Source organism: Chryseobacterium sp. WLY505, assembly GCF_030846215.1.
Classification (GTDB): domain Bacteria; phylum Bacteroidota; class Bacteroidia; order Flavobacteriales; family Weeksellaceae; genus Chryseobacterium.
Window position 1 is genome coordinate 1,054,374 of sequence record NZ_JAVCWI010000001.1, and the last position, 18,323, is coordinate 1,072,696.

19 protein-coding genes are annotated in these 18,323 nt (G+C 35.5%); 12 read left to right on the top strand and 7 right to left on the bottom strand.

Features of this window, described 5'->3' with window-relative positions; genetic code table 11:
• Positions 1-22 precede the first annotated feature (22 nt).
• The gene (locus RAH34_RS04895) at positions 23-781 is read left to right on the top strand and encodes a glycosyltransferase (RefSeq protein ID WP_306595348.1); all 759 of its coding nucleotides are present in this window, start codon (positions 23-25) and stop codon (positions 779-781) included.
• The gene (locus RAH34_RS04900; RefSeq protein ID WP_306595349.1) at positions 781-1,407 is read left to right on the top strand and encodes a deoxyuridine 5'-triphosphate nucleotidohydrolase; all 627 of its coding nucleotides are present in this window, start codon (positions 781-783) and stop codon (positions 1,405-1,407) included. The genes RAH34_RS04895 and RAH34_RS04900 overlap by 1 nt, the downstream gene beginning before the upstream one ends.
• Here the strand turns inward: RAH34_RS04900 and RAH34_RS04905 are convergent.
• From RAH34_RS04905 to RAH34_RS04925, 5 genes are all read right to left on the bottom strand, one after another.
• Entirely contained in the window at positions 1,399-2,637 is a 1,239-nt protein-coding gene (locus RAH34_RS04905; protein WP_306595350.1) for a 3-deoxy-D-manno-octulosonic acid transferase, read from the bottom strand. The genes RAH34_RS04900 and RAH34_RS04905 overlap by 9 nt on opposite strands.
• A gap of 5 nt (positions 2,638-2,642) precedes the next feature.
• The gene (locus RAH34_RS04910; RefSeq protein WP_306595351.1) at positions 2,643-2,987 is read right to left on the bottom strand and encodes a cupin domain-containing protein; all 345 of its coding nucleotides are present in this window, start codon (positions 2,985-2,987) and stop codon (positions 2,643-2,645) included.
• The gene (locus RAH34_RS04915) at positions 2,984-3,451 is read right to left on the bottom strand and encodes a DUF1648 domain-containing protein (RefSeq protein ID WP_306595352.1); all 468 of its coding nucleotides are present in this window, start codon (positions 3,449-3,451) and stop codon (positions 2,984-2,986) included. Before RAH34_RS04915 ends, RAH34_RS04910 begins: the two co-directional genes overlap by 4 nt.
• 22 nt (positions 3,452-3,473) lie before the next feature.
• Positions 3,474-4,190, bottom strand: coding sequence for a C40 family peptidase (locus tag RAH34_RS04920; protein WP_034693014.1), 717 nt, complete (start codon positions 4,188-4,190; stop codon positions 3,474-3,476).
• 85 nt (positions 4,191-4,275) lie between these two features.
• Entirely contained in the window at positions 4,276-4,923 is a 648-nt protein-coding gene (locus RAH34_RS04925) for an O-methyltransferase (protein WP_114819500.1), read from the bottom strand.
• Between the two features lie 1,116 nt (positions 4,924-6,039).
• On the opposite strand from RAH34_RS04925, the gene RAH34_RS04930 reads away from it, so the two are divergent.
• Genes RAH34_RS04930 through RAH34_RS04940 form a run of 3 tightly spaced genes read left to right on the top strand, consistent with a single transcriptional unit; the run spans position 6,040 to position 8,226 of the window.
• Positions 6,040-6,633, top strand: a complete 594-nt coding sequence (locus tag RAH34_RS04930) for a hypothetical protein (RefSeq protein ID WP_306595353.1) — start codon at positions 6,040-6,042, stop codon at positions 6,631-6,633.
• A gap of 53 nt (positions 6,634-6,686) precedes the next feature.
• Positions 6,687-7,259 (top strand): hypothetical protein, encoded by a 573-nt coding sequence (locus tag RAH34_RS04935; protein WP_306595354.1) that lies wholly within the window; start codon positions 6,687-6,689, stop codon positions 7,257-7,259.
• Complete coding sequence (locus RAH34_RS04940; RefSeq protein ID WP_306595355.1) at positions 7,222-8,226, top strand: HTTM domain-containing protein; 1,005 nt, start codon at positions 7,222-7,224, stop codon at positions 8,224-8,226. The genes RAH34_RS04935 and RAH34_RS04940 overlap by 38 nt, the downstream gene beginning before the upstream one ends.
• A 52-nt stretch (positions 8,227-8,278) precedes the next feature.
• On the opposite strand, the gene RAH34_RS04945 is transcribed toward RAH34_RS04940, so the two are convergent.
• Positions 8,279-9,112 carry an OmpA family protein gene (locus RAH34_RS04945; protein ID WP_047435593.1) on the bottom strand — a complete coding sequence of 278 codons (834 nt, stop codon included), beginning with the start codon at positions 9,110-9,112 and terminating at the stop codon, positions 8,279-8,281.
• A gap of 87 nt (positions 9,113-9,199) precedes the next feature.
• On the opposite strand from RAH34_RS04945, the gene tilS reads away from it, so the two are divergent.
• From tilS to RAH34_RS04980, 7 genes are all read left to right on the top strand, one after another.
• Positions 9,200-10,552 carry a tRNA lysidine(34) synthetase TilS gene (tilS, locus tag RAH34_RS04950; protein ID WP_306595356.1) on the top strand — a complete coding sequence of 451 codons (1,353 nt, stop codon included), beginning with the start codon at positions 9,200-9,202 and terminating at the stop codon, positions 10,550-10,552.
• A complete protein-coding gene (locus RAH34_RS04955; protein WP_114819504.1) occupies positions 10,525-11,103 on the top strand; it encodes an RNA polymerase sigma factor in 579 nt (192 codons plus the stop codon). The genes tilS and RAH34_RS04955 overlap by 28 nt, the downstream gene beginning before the upstream one ends.
• Positions 11,104-11,164: 61 nt before the next feature.
• The gene (locus tag RAH34_RS04960; protein ID WP_306595357.1) at positions 11,165-12,124 is read left to right on the top strand and encodes a redoxin domain-containing protein; all 960 of its coding nucleotides are present in this window, start codon (positions 11,165-11,167) and stop codon (positions 12,122-12,124) included.
• A gap of 334 nt (positions 12,125-12,458) precedes the next feature.
• A complete protein-coding gene (locus RAH34_RS04965; protein ID WP_306595358.1) occupies positions 12,459-14,528 on the top strand; it encodes a thioredoxin family protein in 2,070 nt (689 codons plus the stop codon).
• A gap of 262 nt (positions 14,529-14,790) precedes the next feature.
• Positions 14,791-15,315 carry a biopolymer transporter ExbD gene (locus tag RAH34_RS04970; RefSeq protein ID WP_114822250.1) on the top strand — a complete coding sequence of 175 codons (525 nt, stop codon included), beginning with the start codon at positions 14,791-14,793 and terminating at the stop codon, positions 15,313-15,315.
• 110 nt (positions 15,316-15,425) lie between these two features.
• Positions 15,426-16,208, top strand: coding sequence for an alpha/beta fold hydrolase (locus RAH34_RS04975; RefSeq protein WP_306595359.1), 783 nt, complete (start codon positions 15,426-15,428; stop codon positions 16,206-16,208).
• A 72-nt stretch (positions 16,209-16,280) separates the two neighbouring features.
• Complete coding sequence (locus tag RAH34_RS04980; RefSeq protein ID WP_306595360.1) at positions 16,281-17,087, top strand: patatin-like phospholipase family protein; 807 nt, start codon at positions 16,281-16,283, stop codon at positions 17,085-17,087.
• Between the two features lie 35 nt (positions 17,088-17,122).
• Here the strand turns inward: RAH34_RS04980 and RAH34_RS04985 are convergent, their stop codons facing one another.
• Positions 17,123-18,127 (bottom strand): bifunctional oligoribonuclease/PAP phosphatase NrnA, encoded by a 1,005-nt coding sequence (locus RAH34_RS04985; RefSeq protein WP_114822248.1) that lies wholly within the window; start codon positions 18,125-18,127, stop codon positions 17,123-17,125.
• Positions 18,128-18,323 lie beyond the last annotated feature (196 nt).

The following is an 18,323-nucleotide window of genomic DNA, read 5'->3' on the forward strand; positions in this document are numbered from 1 at the left end:
TTTAGCAGTTTAAAAAACACAAATGAAAGATCTTGTCTCCATCATTACTCCCTGTTATAATTCTGCAGAATTTATCGAGGAAACCATACAGTCTGTCCTAAACCAAACCTACGAAAACTGGGAGTGGCTGATTACAGATGACCTTTCCAAAGACCATACGGTTGAGATCATCCGAAAATATAATGATCCCAGAATAAAATTACAGGTTCTGGAGCAAAACGGCGGCGCAGGAAATGCCAGAAATAAAAGTCTTGAAAGGGCACAAGGAAGATATATTGCTTTTCTGGATTCTGATGACTTGTGGTATCCTGAATATCTGGAAACCATGATTACTTTTCTTGAGGAAAACAATGCGGAACTGGCCTATTGTAATTATTCAAGGTGTGATGAATATACCATGGAACCTATTTTAAAAGATTTTGAAGCTGACACAATTGTTACTTTCTCTAATTTACTTAAAACCTGCAGGCTGGCTCCGGTTTCCACTATTTATGACACCAAAAGAGTCGGGAAATTTTTCTTTCCGGTAAAAAGTAAACGTGAAGATCATGTGATGTGGCTGAATCTTTTAAAAGTAATTCCGGAAGGGATTCCTGTACAAAAGACCCTGGCAAAATACAGAATGCGTGAAAACAGCGTTTCAAGGAATAAGAAAAACATCATCAAAGATCAATATCTTGTGTATAAAGATTTCATGGGATTCTCCACAGTAAAATCGTTGTATTATACGGCTAACTGGGCATTAAACGGATTCCTGAAATATTCAAAAATTTTCAATTAATGGAATATTCAAAAGAGTTCAAAGCCGCTTTGAGTGCTTTTTCCGGAACGGAGAAGGACAAACTTATTTTCAGACTCCTGAGAAAGGATAAATTATTGTCTAAAAAGCTTTACTTTGAACTGATTGATCCGGAAACCACAGATGATAAAAGAAATGCCATGGAAGAGCATGTGGAGGAACAGCTTCTTCTGGCTTCAAAATATGTGGGAAATGCCAAATATTTTCTGTCTACTGTGCGAAAAATAAGTGCTGAAATTACCGAGCATGTAAAAATCACGACTGATAAATTCGGAGAGGTTTCCCTGAATCTTCTTCTCGTGAATAAGGTATTGGAAAATAATGGTGATCTCAGCAGACAAAGGTTTGACAATGTTTACAAGCTTTATATTTATATCATCAACAAAGTTTTCAAGTCATTGATTCTTATAAAAAAACTGGATGAAGATTACTGGATAGAAATTGATGAATACCTTCGTGATACTCAGAATAAACTTTTAGAAAATCACTATCTTCAGAAACTTTGTATTAACAATGGTCTTGACTTCAATTGGCTGGAATGTGACAGAATTCCAGATAACATCGATCAGATTATGAAAGACATTAAAAGCCAGGGATTCTTAAGATAAAATTTTCTGAAGGATCATTCTGGTAGAATCAGGTTTTTCATCCACGAATTTTCCGGCGTTTTTAGACATCTCTTCAAGCTCTTCTCTGTTATCCTCATTCGTAAGAAATAAAACGAATTCTGAGGCTGTATATTCGTCAGGGAAAGACTTTCCGCCATTGGCAGAGATCAGGTCATCAGCTTCCGGATTCTTTTTGTAATGATTTCCAAAGATCACAGGAACACCAAAAGTGGCTGCTTCCAGAATATTGTGAAGTCCGGCATCATGAAATCCTCCTCCTACAACAGCTACATCTGCATAAGAATATAATCTGGACAATAAACCGATGCTGTCTATGATCAGAATTGGAGTATTGAAAGTTGAAGGTTGAGTGTTTTGTATTTCGCTGTACAGTAAAGCATCCGGGAATATATTTTTCAGATGTTCTACTCTTTTCAGATCGTGAGGTGCTATAATGAGTTTTACTGTATTATTTTTGCGTGAGACTACTTCTGCTATTTTCTCTTCTGCCTGCCATGAGCTTCCGAAAACTACCGCTTTATTATTTCCAATGAAGTCTTTAATAAAATCAACATGATTATTTCTTTCTCGCAGCTGTTTTACTCTGTCAAATCTTGTGTCTCCGGTTACGGAAGACTTCATTAATCCAACGCTTTTCGCCAAGGCTAAGGAAAACTGAGTCTGGTGGAAAAACCAATCTACATTTTTCTGAAGCTGCTTCACAAACCATTTTCCATAGGAAGTAAAGAAAGACTGTCTTTCATAGAACAGGGCAGAAATGACATAAATCTTTGTCCCTTTATTTTTCAATTCGGCAAGGAGATTGTACCAATAATCGTATTTAACCGTAAAAAATAGTTCAGTATTAAATTGGTCTGTAAATTCTTTTACAGCACTTTTTTTATCGAAAGGCAGATAACAAATAACGTCTGCAATATGTTTTTTCTTAACCACATTTTCATATCCTGATGGAGAAAAGAAAGTCACCAGGATTTTGTGCTGAGGACAATTCTCTTTCAGTTTCTCCAGAACAGGTAGTCCCTGCTCATATTCACCAAGACTTGCGGCATGCATCCAGATTACCTGGTCTGTTTTTGAAAATGCAGCTTTTACTTTATCTAAAGACTGGCGCCTTCCTTCAACGCCTTTTTTAGTTTTATCATTAATCATGGCAAAAACCTTCATACCGAAGGCAAGAAGACTGATAAATATATTGTATAAAAAAGCCATTTTACTTATTCTTTAATTTCAATTCTGTCATGATCCGTTGGAGGATTTGATATGACTAAAAACTCAATTTCTTCATCTGATTCATTGGAGATAAAATGCTTTGCTCCCGGCTCAATGGATAGAGATTCACCCTGCCCAACCAGGAATTTTTCTTCATTGATATAGAATACAGCTTCTCCTTTCAGAATATAAAAAAACTGTTCTGCCACTTTATGAAAGTGTAGTTTCTCTGAAGTTCCTGCAGGCATTTTCTCCTGCTTTACGGATAAGCTTTGGGTATTTTTAAGAATCCAGCTGTAACATTGGTTTCCCCAGATATAATGTTCTGAATTATCTTTAGAATGTATCATTTAAACAGATAGGCTATAAAAAGTAATGCGGGAGTAAAAAACACGACAAATAAAAAGATTGCAGCAAATGTAATTCTCGGTTTGGCCTGATCATCTACTGCATATCTGAACATATAGTCCTGAATATTCATAAAAATAATGACCAGTATTAAGAAGAGAATTCTCAATCCAATCTTCATAATTAAAAACTGAGCATTCATATTCTGCGCTGTAATTTCTACCGGGAAATGAGTGTCTTCAGGATGCCTCATACCATACATGAACAGAGCATATAATCCCAGAGCCAATACAGGCATCAGAAAGGCATACATTCTCCCACCAAATCCGTCCGCTTTCCCTTCCATGTCAAAATGTACAGGAATCCTCTCTGGCAATGTATTATAGTTTTTCAGGGTAAACCACCATAGAAAAACTACCAGTCCAAAATTAAAAATATCAAAAGTTGTAAAAAGAATATTTTCCATTTCAGACGAGATTGAATCAGGATTAGATGACGCTCTTCAGCACTCTTAGTTTATGAGTATGCTTATTCATTTCTTTATTGAAAATCCCTGTGGAATCCAGTGTGTCTATTCTTACTTTTCCGGAAGCATGGATGATTTTTTGATTTTCCAGCATAATTCCAACATGAATAATTTTCCCTTCTGCATTTTCAAAGAATGCAAGATCCCCAGGCTGTGTTTCTTCTATAAAAGTAAGTGCTTCACCTACCTCAGCCTGCTGTGATGCATCTCTGGGTATTTTTATATTGTGAATTTTGTAAACCAATTGGGTAAATCCGGAGCAGTCCACGGCAAAAAAGCTTTTTCCTCCCCACAGATAAGGTACATTCAGGAACTCTTTTGCTGTCAGAGCGATACTTTCACGCACATCATGACTTCTTCTTGAAGCCACCACCGGAAATTCCACTTCAGACCCCATAGAAAGTAAAGTTTTACCATCGTTCATGAGTACAGAAGAAAAGTCTTCGGTAACGACAGTCACTTTTCTTTTGGCGAGTTCTTCGTCCGTTATTGGTTTCAGCTGTTTGGTATCCATCCATCCTTCATAGCCATCATAATGCATTTTTATTTTGGTCCAGTTTTTATCCACTTCCAAAATATCTGCACTTTCTCCAAACAATATTTCCGTAACAATTTCAGCTCTGTCAGAATTTTCTGCACGAACCGGCGCTACTGTAACAATACAAACTCCTTTATTCATTAATTTTCAATTTAAAGATTGAATAATTTAAAGATTAAAAATACGATAGGTATCTCTTTAAATGTTTAATCCTTGAATATTTCAGTTACTTTCTGCGAAGAAAGTTGACTCCATCTCGCAAAGGTAAAATAAGATTTTCAAAATCTTCGTCTTTTGCTGCCAAATCATTTAATTCCTGGATAGACTGAGTAGATTTCAGCTTCGGATTTTCTTCCAACACTTTTCCATACCATAAAACATTATCAAAAAGGATCACCGTTCCGGATTTTGTATGCGGTTTAATCAGTCTGAAATATTCAGCATAGTTTTCTTTATCGGCATCTACAAAAATCAGATCAAAAAATTCATCTGTTTCTTTTAAATATTCCTTGGCATCCTGGAGTTTAAAATCAATCTGGCTGGCATATTCGCTGGATTCAAAATATTTTTTGGGAAGATAGGCAAGATCTTCATTCACATCCAATGTTGTAATTTTTCCGTCTTTTGATAACCCTGATGCAAGACATAAAGTAGCATAGCCGGTGAATGTTCCTATTTCAAGAATATTTTTCGGCTGCAGCATCTGGGAAATAATTGTCAGCAATCTTCCCTGCTGATATCCGGAAATCATATGAGGCTGTGTTGTTTTCTGATACGTCTCTCTTCTCAGCTTTTTCAGAATTTCGGATTCCGAAGAAGCGTGTGCCTCCAAATATCTGTCCATTTCAGGATTCTTTTCTTCAAAAAAACTCATACCATTTTAATTTAAACAAATTTAATGATTTTAAAACTTTCCCAAACCTTCTTTTTGTTCAATATAAAATACAAAAAAGAGAGAAACTAATTCCTCTCTTTTTCTTAGCCATCTAAATTCGATGTAAAAAAATATTATATGGCTATACAATATTGTCTTATCCCGGCACAAACCCATCCTGGGCAACACTTTGTTTGTGGACTCGAACAAAATATCTGTGGATTACACGCGTTAATAGCACCTTGCACAGTTTTCATTTCTCCTCTTGAAAGTTTTTTTAAATTTTTCATAATGATTTTAGTTTAGTATTAACTTCCTACTCTTTAGATTTTCGGATACCTCTTTAATATTTCCTTTAACGGAGATTTAAATATACATATTCTTTTATTAATCAACCAATTATATACACAAAAACTACACATTTAATAAATAAAAACACAAACTTCAGTGAAAACCCCATATAAAATACCGTGAAAACACGGATGTTATTTTTGTGGTATTAGTTATAAGTTTGCAATAAGAATAAGGGGTAAAAACACTAAGAGAAAACAAGATGATTGCAGGAGAGACACAAACTAACCATGAGAATCACAAAAAAGTTGTACTGAAAAGTAGAACTGATGCTTCTGCAGCAAAAAGTAAGACAGAAATATCCACTTCATTTTTGCAACGAATTATTTCACTCCTGAAAAAGGAAGAATTAATTTGATTAAAAAATAAATCCCGGCCACCTTCGGGATTTATTTTTGTTATATACTCAGATATTCCCTCTCAGGTTATTTCAGATTAAAACCTCATCGGATTCCTTCATCAATACTTTTCTCAACATCATTCTACAGGACTTCACTGAGTTCATTTTACAATTCATTCTCAGAATCCATATTTTAAGCTACAATACATCAAGCTGAAATATCCATGAACGGCTATTACTCTTCAAAATACTGATTCACATCTCACTTTACAAGTCAAAATCCTCTTAAAAAACAGGAAAAACACCTGTATATGACCGCTCATATGCTCCTACCTTTGATATACGTTTTCCAGCCATGAAACATTCAAATAAAGGAGGCATCCGAAAATCCTAAAAAAGAGTAGGGATATTTTAAAAACAACCACATGAAAACAAAGACTTTATTATTAATCGGAGCGATAGTGGGACTTGTAATGATATTCTCCCAGCTAAAACCTCAGGAAATGTCTTTTTATAAAGAAAAAGGCAATTACATTGTAGACCATAATTACATCCTGAAAGATGTGAAAAAAATTTCTGACGAAGACATGAAAAGTTTATTAAGTCTTCATAAACTTCATCAGAACAGTTTGGGTACCAATTTCATTATCTATAAAATCAACAGACAGTATGTGATCCGAGGATGCTTAATGAAAGCTAATATCGACTGGAAAAAGTATGGAGATCTAAAAGAAAAAGTGGAAGGTATCCTGAAAAAATATGGAGCTAAAGAATTGGGAACAGATTATTATGCTATTCAAAACAATCAGGTTGCGACCAACGCAGCTTTGCTATCCCAGAAAGACATCGCGTCTTTAAACAGATTAACCGTTAAAGGAGCAGAAGAATATACAATCTGTCCACCAACGATGGGTAGAAGAAATCTTACCAATGTGATTATCAAATCTTACAAAGTTAATACAGCCATTGATCCAAGAATCAATGTAAAGCTGAACAGTGTATTGATGAATTACAAATAACCTAAAAAGGCTGTATTTAATCTGAAGACAGCCTTTTTTTTAAATCTTTTGCCATGAAAAGAAAGCTTCAGTTATCCGGAATTTTTATGATCCTGCTGGTGGTTTTCACCATTGGTCTGAAAGGAACATTTGATGGATATTATGGTTTTTATTATGAAAATAAAGAGTATAAAAAACCAATGGCATATACTATTTCCGAAGACATTGCCCAGCTAAAACCCGTCAATATATTTACTTCTTACACTGGTTTTGATACAGGATATGGTTTCTATGCACCCAATGTTGCCAGCGACTTTGTCATGAGTTTTGAATTAAAAGATAAAAATGGCAATATCCTTGAACAAAAAAATCTGCCTTATTTTAAGAACAAAGAGAGCAGAGTAAGATACACCACTGTTTTTAACATGTTTCTTGATAAAATTTCAGATAAAAATAAATACGACAAAAAGTATTATCAGTATCTGGATATCATTATCAGACAGATCTCAGCTCACGTGATGAAAGAAAATCCGCTGGCTTCCAGCGTAACGACAAAACTTTATCTCTACAACTACCCTGCTATTGCAGATTTCAAAAAAGGAAAAACGAATGAAAATCTTATTCTTATTGATGAATTCAAATACTAAAGTGATGAAAAATCTGAATGCATTCTATACCAAAATTGAAAATTTCTTTTTCAGACAAGATAATCAAACGGAATTCTTAAGCTTCTTTCGGATTGCCATAGGAATTGTGATCCTTTTACAATTTACTGCGGTGCTGCCGGATTTTGAAAAATTATTTTCAAGCAACAGTATTATTCCTCAGGACATTATGAGTGTTTTTACACCAGACTGGCTGATTACCTTCCAAAAAATAGTAAGCTTTTTACAAACTCTCGGGATTGAAGAAAGTGCAACAATAGCAATAACAAAGGTTTCGTTTATTACTTTGTGTGTATTTATCATCACCGGATTTTATTCAAGAATTTCTGCACTTTTGTTACTTATATTGCAGATAGCCTTGCTCAAGGGAAGTTCTTTTTTTGCCTATGGTGCAGATTTTTTCACAAGCATGTCTTTATTCTATCTGATCCTTTTTCCTGCTGATCAGCATTTTTCGCTGCGAAATTTTATTTTCAGCAGAAACCCCGGACCTATGAATATTATTCTGGTCAAAAGATTATTTCAGATTCATATCTCAATTGCTTACTTTTTTTCCGGGCTTGACAAAGCTTTAGGATTCAACTGGTGGAACGGCGAATCTATCTGGAAAGCCATTCATCTGCCCTACTCCAACAGAGACCTGAATATTGATTTCAGCTGGCTGATAGAACATTCTTATATTCTGAGCTTGATTGGATGGAGTACCATTATTATTGAGATGTGTTATCCTTTCTTTATCTGGTACAAACCCACACAGAAAACATGGCTTTTCCTCACCATCTCCATGCACATAGGAATTGCACTTGTTTTGAATTTATATTATTTTTCAGCGATTATGATCGTATGGAATATCACCAACTTTTATTTTGAACAACCCGTTAAAAAAACGGTATCATCTTCAAAGAAAAAAATATCAGCAGAGTATATTCCCAAACAGATTGGTTCATAAAAAAACAAATCCCGAATTGCTTCGGGATTTATTATAATGTATGTTTTAGAGATTATTTCTTAGGAGCGATATCCATCAGTTTCATAAACTCATCGAGTTTAGGCATAATGATGATTTCCGTTCTTCTGTTTTCTGATCTTCCTGAAACGCTCATATTAGTCGCTTTTGGGTTGTATTCAGAACGTCCACCAGCAGTGATTCTTGCAGGATCAACTCCAAACTGAGTTTGAAGAACTTTAGCAACTGAAGTACCTCTTAATGCAGAAAGATCCCAGTTGTCTCTTGGAAGATTCGGAGAGTTCAACGGAGCGTTATCCGTGTTACCTTCAATTAATACTGAGTATTTATCGTAATCGTTGATCACTTTCGCTACTTTACCTAACACTTCCTGAGCTGCAGGCAAGATGTTGTAATCTCCTGTTTTGTATAACATTTTATCAGAAAGAGAGATCATTACCACTCCTTTCAATACTTTTACCTGTACATCTTCATCAGATACATTATCCAAAGATCTCTTCAGTTTATTAGACAATGCCAGGTTTAAGCTATCATTTTTAGCATTACTGGAGATCAATTGCTTGATATAAGAATTGGAAGCATTAATTTCGCCTACCAGTTTATCAATGTTAGCAGAGCTTTTTCCTGTATTGGACAGACATGCATCAAGTGATGATTTTAAAGCATCGTGCTGGCTTTTCAACAAGTTGTTTTCACCCGCCAATGCAGAGTTCTGAGATTTCAAATCCTGAATTTCTCTCTGTCTTTCTCCAATATTTTCAATACACTGCTTATAGTTTGTGCTCAAAGCATCATACTGCTTTTTGCTGACACAAGATGTCATCCCCAGCGCCATTGCAGAAACTGCTAAAATTTTTAAAATCTTCATAAATAATCATTTTTAGACTACTCAAAGTTAGGAAAATTCAATTGAATTATATCGGTTATCTTTGCATAAAAGAAATTCTCAACATCTATGTTGGATCAATCAGCCTTCACCAATCAATTAAAAAATCTTGTTCACGAACCGGAAAACCACACCTATCTTCTGGCGGTAAGCGGAGGAGCAGATTCTATGGTTCTCGCCTCTTTATTCAGGGATTTAGGGCAGAAAATTAAGGATTCCAGGTTCCGGTTTCAGGTAGCTCATATCAATTATAAACTTCGTGGTAATGATTCGGATCTGGATCAGAAAACAGTGCAGGATTTTTGTGAGAAAAATCATATAAAATTTCATTTGTACGAAGTTTCGGAAAAAGATCAGAAACCCGAAAATTCTATTCAGCTATGGGCAAGAGAGCTTCGATATGCTTTTTTTAAACAAATTCAGGAAAAAGAAAAGCTGGAATTTCTCGTTACCGCCCATCATCTCAATGATCAGCTGGAAACTTTCATCATTAATCTTTCCAAAGCTGCCGGCATTAATGGACTGAGTGGAATTCCATCAAATGATAATAAAATCCTTCGTCCCCTCTTAGATTTTCCCAAAAAAGAAATTTATCTGTTTGCTGACGAGAATACCATCGAATTCCGGGAAGATCTTTCTAATAAAAAAAGTGATTATCTGAGGAATAAGATCAGGAATGAGGTTGTTCCGCTGCTGATGGAAACGAACGATCATTTTCTGGAAAACTTCAGAAAAAGTTCTTTATATCTGAATCAAACAAAAGATTTTGTTCAGAAACAGATTCAGGAGATAGAAAATAATCTTACCATATTTAACCAAAACTATAAAATCTTATCAAAGGAAAAGCTGGATCAGGAAAGTGATTTCGTGAAATTTGAAATCTTAAAAAAATACGGATTCAATCAGGAGGAAGAAATCCCGAAAATCTTTCAAGCCGGAAATAACAGTTCTTTTTTTTCAAAAGAATATCAGTTGATTGTCAACCGGGATGAACTCATCTTTATTGATAAAAGTGGAAAAAAGGAAGCTCAGGAAGAAATAGTATTGATTGAACACTTTGATTTTTCCGAAAACCGGATCAGCATCAATCTCGTAGATGATATTGAAAACAATGAAGAAATCCACAAAGAATTTGAATGGGATTTCGATGCTGAAAAGCTTCAGTTTCCACTCCTTTTGAGAAAACAACAGGATGGAGATGAATTTTATCCAACAGGGTTTTCAGGGAAAAAGAAGGTTTCTAAGTTTTTTAGGGACGAAAAATTATCTGCTTTGATCAAGGAAAAGACCTGGTTATTGTGTGACTCCGCAAACCATATTTTGGGTGTCATCCCTCTCAGACAGGATCGCAGGTATCAGGCAGACAGAACTACTCATAAAAAGATAACTGTAACGTGGACAGAAAAACAACTAATTCGTTAGCTGTTGATGATTTTAAGAAAGACAGCAATATAGCTTTTGGAATTTTATACCAACAGTATTTTGGTTATACTCAGAAATTCATTCTGAACAATAAAGGTAATCTGGAAGATGCTGAAGATATTTTCCAGGATGCATTACTCATTCTTTATGAAAAACTCAATGCTGATGACTTCAAAGTACAAACCTGCCTGGGAAATTATATTATCGGAATTGTAAAAAATCTGTGGTTTAAAAAACTCAAAAACAGAAACTTTTATGTAGAGTCTCCTGAAAATTATTTCATGGAACATCAGGAGGAAATAAGTACTGCCATTGAAAATGAAAGGTATTACTGGGAAAAACTGGTTGGTTATATCAAATCGATCTCTTCCCATTGTCAGAATCTCATCCATGACATTTTTATTGAAAACAAAAGTATTGAAGAAATTCAGGATAAATACCAGTATTCCAGCAAACATAATGCTCAGAATCAAAAATACAAATGTGTAGAGCAGATCAAAAAAATTAAAAATAAAAATATTTTTACAACTGAAAATCAAATCGTTATATAAAATATTTTTATTTATGGGTGATTTTTTCATGAATCAGGGAACATAATAAGAAAAGAAATATATGTTCAAAAAAATCGTATTGAGCCTTCTTATACTAGTAGGAATTTCATTTAACGCACAAAGCGCAGGCATCAATTTTCAAAAAATTGATTTGGAAGCCGCGAAAAAAATCGCAGCAAAAGAAAACAAACTAATCTTCATTGATCTGTTCACCACCTGGTGCGGACCTTGTAAGCTTATGGCAAAAAACACCTTTACTGATCCCCGAATCGGAGAGATGTTCAATAAAAATTTTGTAAACCTTGCTATAGATGCAGAAAAAGAAGGGATCAGCCTGGCCAAAGAATTTAAAGTGGTTAACTATCCTTCCTTTTTATTCCTTGATTCAAAAGGGAAACTGGTTCAATATGATTTCGGATATTATAATCCTGAACAGTTTCTGGAAGTTGGAGCATCTGTCCTGAAAAAAAAGATGTCTCCATCCGGCAAAACGTTAGATCAGGTAAAAGGAAAAATGATCGGTGATAAAATTGATAATTTCACTGCTAAAGATCATTTGGGCAATACATTTTCTTCATCAAAGGAAAACAAAAAACTTGTAATTGTTTTTATCCGCGGGCAATGGTGTCCGTATTGTAACAAATACATTGAAACCTTACAAGATCTGACCCCTGAGCTGAAATCAAAAAACGCGAGACTTGTTATTATTTCTCCCGAAAAACCGGAATTTATAGAAAAGACGATCAGCAAAACAAAGACAGACTATACGGTTTTATATGACGAAGGATATAAAATTGCAGAAGCATTTGATGTTCTTTATACTCCTGATAATGAAACGCTTAATTTCTATAACTCAAAATTAAAAGAGGATTTTGCCAACAGCAGATCAGATCATTCCGGAAGGCTTCCTGTATCGGCAACCTTCATCCTTAATGAAGGAAAAGAAATTACATGGAGACATTTTGATCCGGACTATAAAAACAGAGCGTCCGTAGAAGATATTTTAAAAAATCTGAATTGATTTTCTCAAAGATTTTTTGCTCTGGAAAAGATCCTCATCATACTACCAAGTTGGCAAAATTGAAAAAATCTATAATCATTTTGAATGATAAATGAGGGACACTTCTATTGCGATTAGGGCAAAAGACAAAATATTTTAGGGATCAGGCTTAAAAAAAGAAAGTTTCTAAATTTTTTAGGGACGAAAAATTATCTATTTTAGCAAGGCAAAAAATCTGGACACAGACTCATTAAGAATAATAATGTATCTGACAGTCTTCCTTTCAGGTAAAACAGAAGATTTGCAAAGAATGAGAAAACGAAAACGGAGTCTCAAAATTTTAACGAAATGAACAATGAAATTTAGAAATTGGTTTTTATTAATTCTACTATTTTTAGCAACGGGAATTAATGCGCAGATAAAAAATCCTGTAAAGTTTAAATTCACCATCAATGACCTGGGGAATAATCAATACGAAGCGGTATTGAATGCTACCATGGAAAGCGGATGGCACATTTACTCTAAAGATTTACCGGAAGATACCGGAATTCCGACCGAGTATAAAGTAACAGGAAAGAATATCGAGTTGATCGGAAAATTTACCGAAGTAGGTAAAAAGCATGAAGAATTTTCTGAAGCGTTTGGAGGAACAATTGTTTTCTACTCCAATTCTGCAGGATTTAAGCAGAAATTTAAATTAAAAGATCCGACAAAACCCGCAGATGTCACTTCTGAGATTACGTATCAGACCTGTGACGACAGAGTTTGTCTCGCTCCCAATACTTTAGAATTCAATCAAAAAGTTACGCCAAAAGGAGTAACGGAAGAGGCTACGACCGAGGAAACTGCAGGTCCTGCAAAAGACTCTGTAAAAATAACGGAGACGGTAACTGAAAATCCTGCAAAAACAGAAGCTACGATCACAGAAACTTCAAAACTGGATCCCAAGCAGCTGAAAATTGAAAGTATTAATTTCAAAAAACCATTGACGGATTGTGGTACCGCCTCTACCAAGGTGGATGAAAATTACTGGACGTATCTATTCTTAGGATTTATCGGAGGATTAATTGCTTTGCTTACGCCATGCGTTTTCCCGATGATTCCACTTACCGTTTCATTCTTTACAAAAGGAAGTAAAGACAAAGCAAAAGGGAAAAGAGATGCGCTTATTTATGGGTTTTTCATTCTTCTTATCTTCGTTTTATTGAGTATTCCTTTCCATATTATTGATGGAATCGCCGGAAATATCTTCAACGAGATTTCTACCAGTGTATGGCTGAATATTGCGTTCTTTATTATATTCATCTTCTTTGCCGGAAGTTTCTTCGGGTATTATGATATTACTTTACCTAGTTCTATCGCCAACAAATCTTCTAAAGCGGAAGAAGCAGGAGGAATTATCGGTATTTTCTTTATGGCTTTGACCCTGGTAATTGTTTCTTTCTCATGTACAGGACCTATTTTAGGAAGTTTACTGGGAAGCGCAGTAACAGGTTCATCCAACGTTCCGATGCTGTTGACTTTTGCGTTGGCAGGATTCGGGCTGGCGTGGGCGATTATTTTTGGATTGCTGGCATTATTCCCGCAGGCATTACAAAGTCTTCCGAAATCCGGAGGATGGATGAATACGGTAAAAGTTGTTTTAGGATTCGTAGAGCTGGCATTAGCATTGAAATTCTTGTCTAAAGCAGACCTTGTATCCAAAACATTCTTCTTAAAAAGAGAACTTTTCATTGCGATCTGGATTATTATCGCATTAGGATTAGCCATCTATTTGTTAGGATTGATCAGATTCCCGCATGATGACAAGAAACCTAAAATCTCTGTCACCAGAAAAATATTAGGGGTATTGGGAATTGGTTTTGTGATCTATCTGGTTCAGGGGTTAATCCCATCTGACCGTCCGAAACTTCAGTTATTAAGTGGAATTTTGCCTCCATTGAACGTAAGCTATTTCCATGATGAGAAAGACGGAATCTTAGGAATGCATCCGGAACACGACTTCTTCAAAGCAATAGAACTGGCTAAAAAAGAAGACAAACCCATCCTGATCGACTTCACAGGATACGGATGTGAAAACTGTAGAAAAATGGAGGAATTTGTATGGAGCGAACCGGACATTTTACCGATTCTTCAGAATGATGTAGTACTGGCATCTCTCTATGTAGATGATAAGGAAGAGCTTCCTGAGGATCAGAAAACCAAAATTGACCTTGGAGACGGACAGATCAAGAAGGTAAAAACAATTGGGGACCGATGGAGTTTATTCCAACAGGTAAATTTTAATAACAACTCTCAGCCTCACTATGTTTTAATCACTCCTGACGGAAAGGTAATCAACACGCCTGTTTCGGGATACATGCCAAAAGAGGATTTCAAAAAATTCCTGGAATGCGGGGTCAATTTCTATAAAAAGAATAAATAGATTATTTACATATCATTCAAAAACTCACACTTTATCGTGTGAGTTTTTTTTGTATCGATCTTCGGCTTATGAGAACAATTGCCCAAGCAACAAAGTCATCATTATCATTTTTTTAAAAAATTAAAGAAAATGGGAACATCTGAAAAATAATTACAAAATCAATCAATAGATTCATGAATCTATTGATTATTCCATAAACAAGGCACGCTTGTTGTAAGAATTTTTCAAAAAAAACACCGTTTAACATTTAAAAATTTTAATCATGGCAGAAGTAATTGCACAAGAAAAACAAGGCGGAAAGCAAAAGAAAAAAATGATCCGCGTGGACATGACGCCTATGGTAGATCTGGGATTCTTACTCATTACCTTCTTTATGTTCACCACTAATTTTACAAAACCTAATGTAATGGACTTGGGATTACCGGCAAAAGATCCCAACCCTCATCCTACGGATATTCCTGTAATCGGAGATCAAAACCAGATTACCTTTATCCTTGGAAAAGACAACCGGGTATTTTATCATCAGAGCAATCAGAAAGATCTGAATACAGGAAACCTGAAAGAAACAGATTTCAGTGGAATAAAAATTTCAAAGATCATTGCTGAAGCGTATAAAAATGCTCCGGCACCTGATAAATTCACTGTGATTGTAAAACCAACAGATGAAGCCAACTACAAAAATTTTGTAGACATGCTGGACAACCTTGCTATTTCTAAAAAGGAAAGATATGGCGTAACAGACATCAAACCTTGGGAAACAAAGGTTTACAAGGAATTAACTCAATAAAAGACAAGGGCATTTTTTAAATGCTCTTTTTTTGACTAAATTTGAAAGGAGAAACAGATCCGCAGCATGCAAACTGCTGTATTATTTTTAACCTTCTAAATTTTGGAATCATGCTGAACTTTGAAAGAAAAGGAAACGGAAAAGAAACGTTGGTACTTCTTCACGGATTTATGGAAAACCTATCCATCTGGAGCGATATGGAACATCACCTTTCCAAAGATTTTTCACTGCTCAAAATTGATCTTCCCGGCCATGGACAGTCTGAAATTCTGGCTGAAGTTCACACCATGGAACTGATGGCTGAAGAAGTAAAAAAAGTATTGGATGATCAGCATTTAGAAAAAGTACATCTTCTGGGGCATTCTATGGGAGGCTATACGTCTCTCGCTTTTGCAGAGAAATATCCCGATTCTTTAAAAAGTCTTACTTTATTTTTCTCTACGTATTTTCCGGATGATGAAGAGAAAAAACAGCAGCGAATCAAAAGCTATAGAATCATCAAAGATGCTTTTGCCCATTATGCAAGAGCCGGAGTACCTAATTTATTCAATCCGAATGAAAGAGATATTCTGGAAGGAAAAATTGAAATCGCCCTTGAAACGGCCCTTTCCACCAATAATCTGGGGGCACTTGCCTGCGTGAAAGGTATGGTAGAAAGAACCGACAAAAAGCATGTTCTGGAAAACCTGGAAGCTAAAATCTTAGTATTGGCAGGTAAACATGATAATGCGGTAAAAACCGATATGATGATCAAACATCTTCCGGACAGAACCAATATCAAATCTTATATCCTGGACTGCGGCCATAACGGACATTGGGAAAAGCCGGGAATCTGTGCAGAAATCATCAATACGGAACTTCTCCACAATCTTCCTAAAAAACTGGTTTTATAAAAACAGATAACATGACAAATTAAGCTGTGCATAACAAAAAATCCTGTATATTAGTAGAGGATAATTTGGGTAATGGCTTTATTTTCATTCAAAAAAAAGAAACCACCGGCACCACCGGTTATCGGACTTACACTTTCAGGCGGAGGAATGCGTGGGATTGCCCATATCGCCGTACTGAAAGCTTTAGAAGAATACAATCTGAAACCACAGATTATTTCAGGAACCAGCGCAGGATCTATTATTGGTGCTTTTTATTCTTTTGGAAAAACGCCGGACGAAATGATGGAAATTGTAAAGCAAACATCTTTTTTCTCCAGGTCATCTTTAAAATTATCCAAAAACGGAATCTTCAGCTCCAATTTTATTTTAAAACTGTTCAAAGATTATTTCCCTGAAGACAATTTCAGTATTTTAAAAATTCCGGTGTATGTAGCGGCCACGGAAATGACCCACGGTATTGTAGACTTTTTTTCTGAAGGAGAGCTTTTTGGACCATTACTGGCTTCCTCAAGCGTTCCTTTTATTCTTCCTCCGGTAAGGATGGGTGAGAAAATTTATGTAGACGGCGGCGTTCTGGATAACCTTCCCATTGAGCCTATCATGGATAAATGTAATTTTCTGATTGCCTCTCATGTCAACTCCATCAGCTATGACGAATTAAGCAAGATGAGCCTGATGAAAGAGTTTGACAGAATTCTCCACTTAGCAATTGCAAAGTCGGTCTATTCTAAAGCAAAATACTGCAATATCTTTTTAGATCCACCCAAAATGACGAAATACAGTCTTTTCAACAAAAGATATATGGATGAAATGTTTCAGCAGGTGTACGATTATACCTGCCAGGAGCTTGAAGAAAAGGGGTTTCGTAAAAGTATTTAGAAGTTTTAATCAGAAGAATTTACAGTTTTTTGTTCCTATAAACCTTCTTCTTTCACTTTTTCTTTAAAGTTCACTATTGTTCCGGCTAAAGAATCTAAAGATTTCCCTCCGGCCGCATTAATGTGTCCGCCACCGTTGAAATATTTTCTTGAGAATTGGTTCACGTCCACATCATCTTTGCTTCTGAAAGAAATTTTAACGAAATCTTCGTACAGATCTTCCATGAAGAATGCAGACATTTTCACTCCGGCAATACTCAAACCATAATTCACAAAACCTTCTGTATCTCCTTTCTGGAAACCAAATTCTTTAAGTTCATTTCTGGTAAGGCTTAAAACGGCTACTGTTCCCTCATTTACTACTTCTATTCTACCAAGGACCAACGCAAGCAAATGCAGTCTGGAAACCGTGTTGGTATCCCATGTATTGGATGTGATCATGGCAGGATCTGCACCATGTTCAATCAGATTAGCAATAATCCTGTGTGTAGTAGCACTGGTGGAACGAAAACGGAAACCACCTGTATCTGTCATGATTCCGGTATAAAGACATTCTGCCATATCCTGATTCACCAGTTTTTCATCATTCATTGCTTCAATGAAATGATAAATCATCTGTGAAGTGGCAGGAATTACCGTATCAGAATACACAAAATCAAATTGTTCCGGCTGTTGGTGATGATCAATAAGAATTTTCTTCCCCGGAGCTTTTACCAACCAGTCTCCCAATAATCCGATTCTTGACGGAGAATTAAAATCCAGGCAAAAAATAACATCTGCTCCCGCAATCATATCAGCAGCCAGTTTTCTTTTATATTCTGCAATAATAACTTTTTTAGACTCCGGCATCCATTTCAGAAATTTCGGAAAATCATTAGGTACGATAACCTCTGCATGAATTCCTTTTGCTTTCAGATAATGTTTTAATCCCAAGCTTGAACCAATAGCATCTCCATCCGGGTTATAATGGGTAAGGATCACTATTCTGCTATCCTGGGTAAGTAATGTATTGATATCTAAAAGTTCTGCTGGTGTAAACATCCGGTGTTTATTTTTCGTTAAAATTAAAGTTTTCAAAGATAGAGCTTTTATATAAATCATTTAAATATTATTTTTGTACCGGAAAATGGTTTTCCCATGAGGGTTTATAAATACCCCACCGAAAAACATTACATTTTATTTTAAAAAAAGATCATTAAAGTTTGTAACTTATAAAAATTTATATATCTTTGCAACC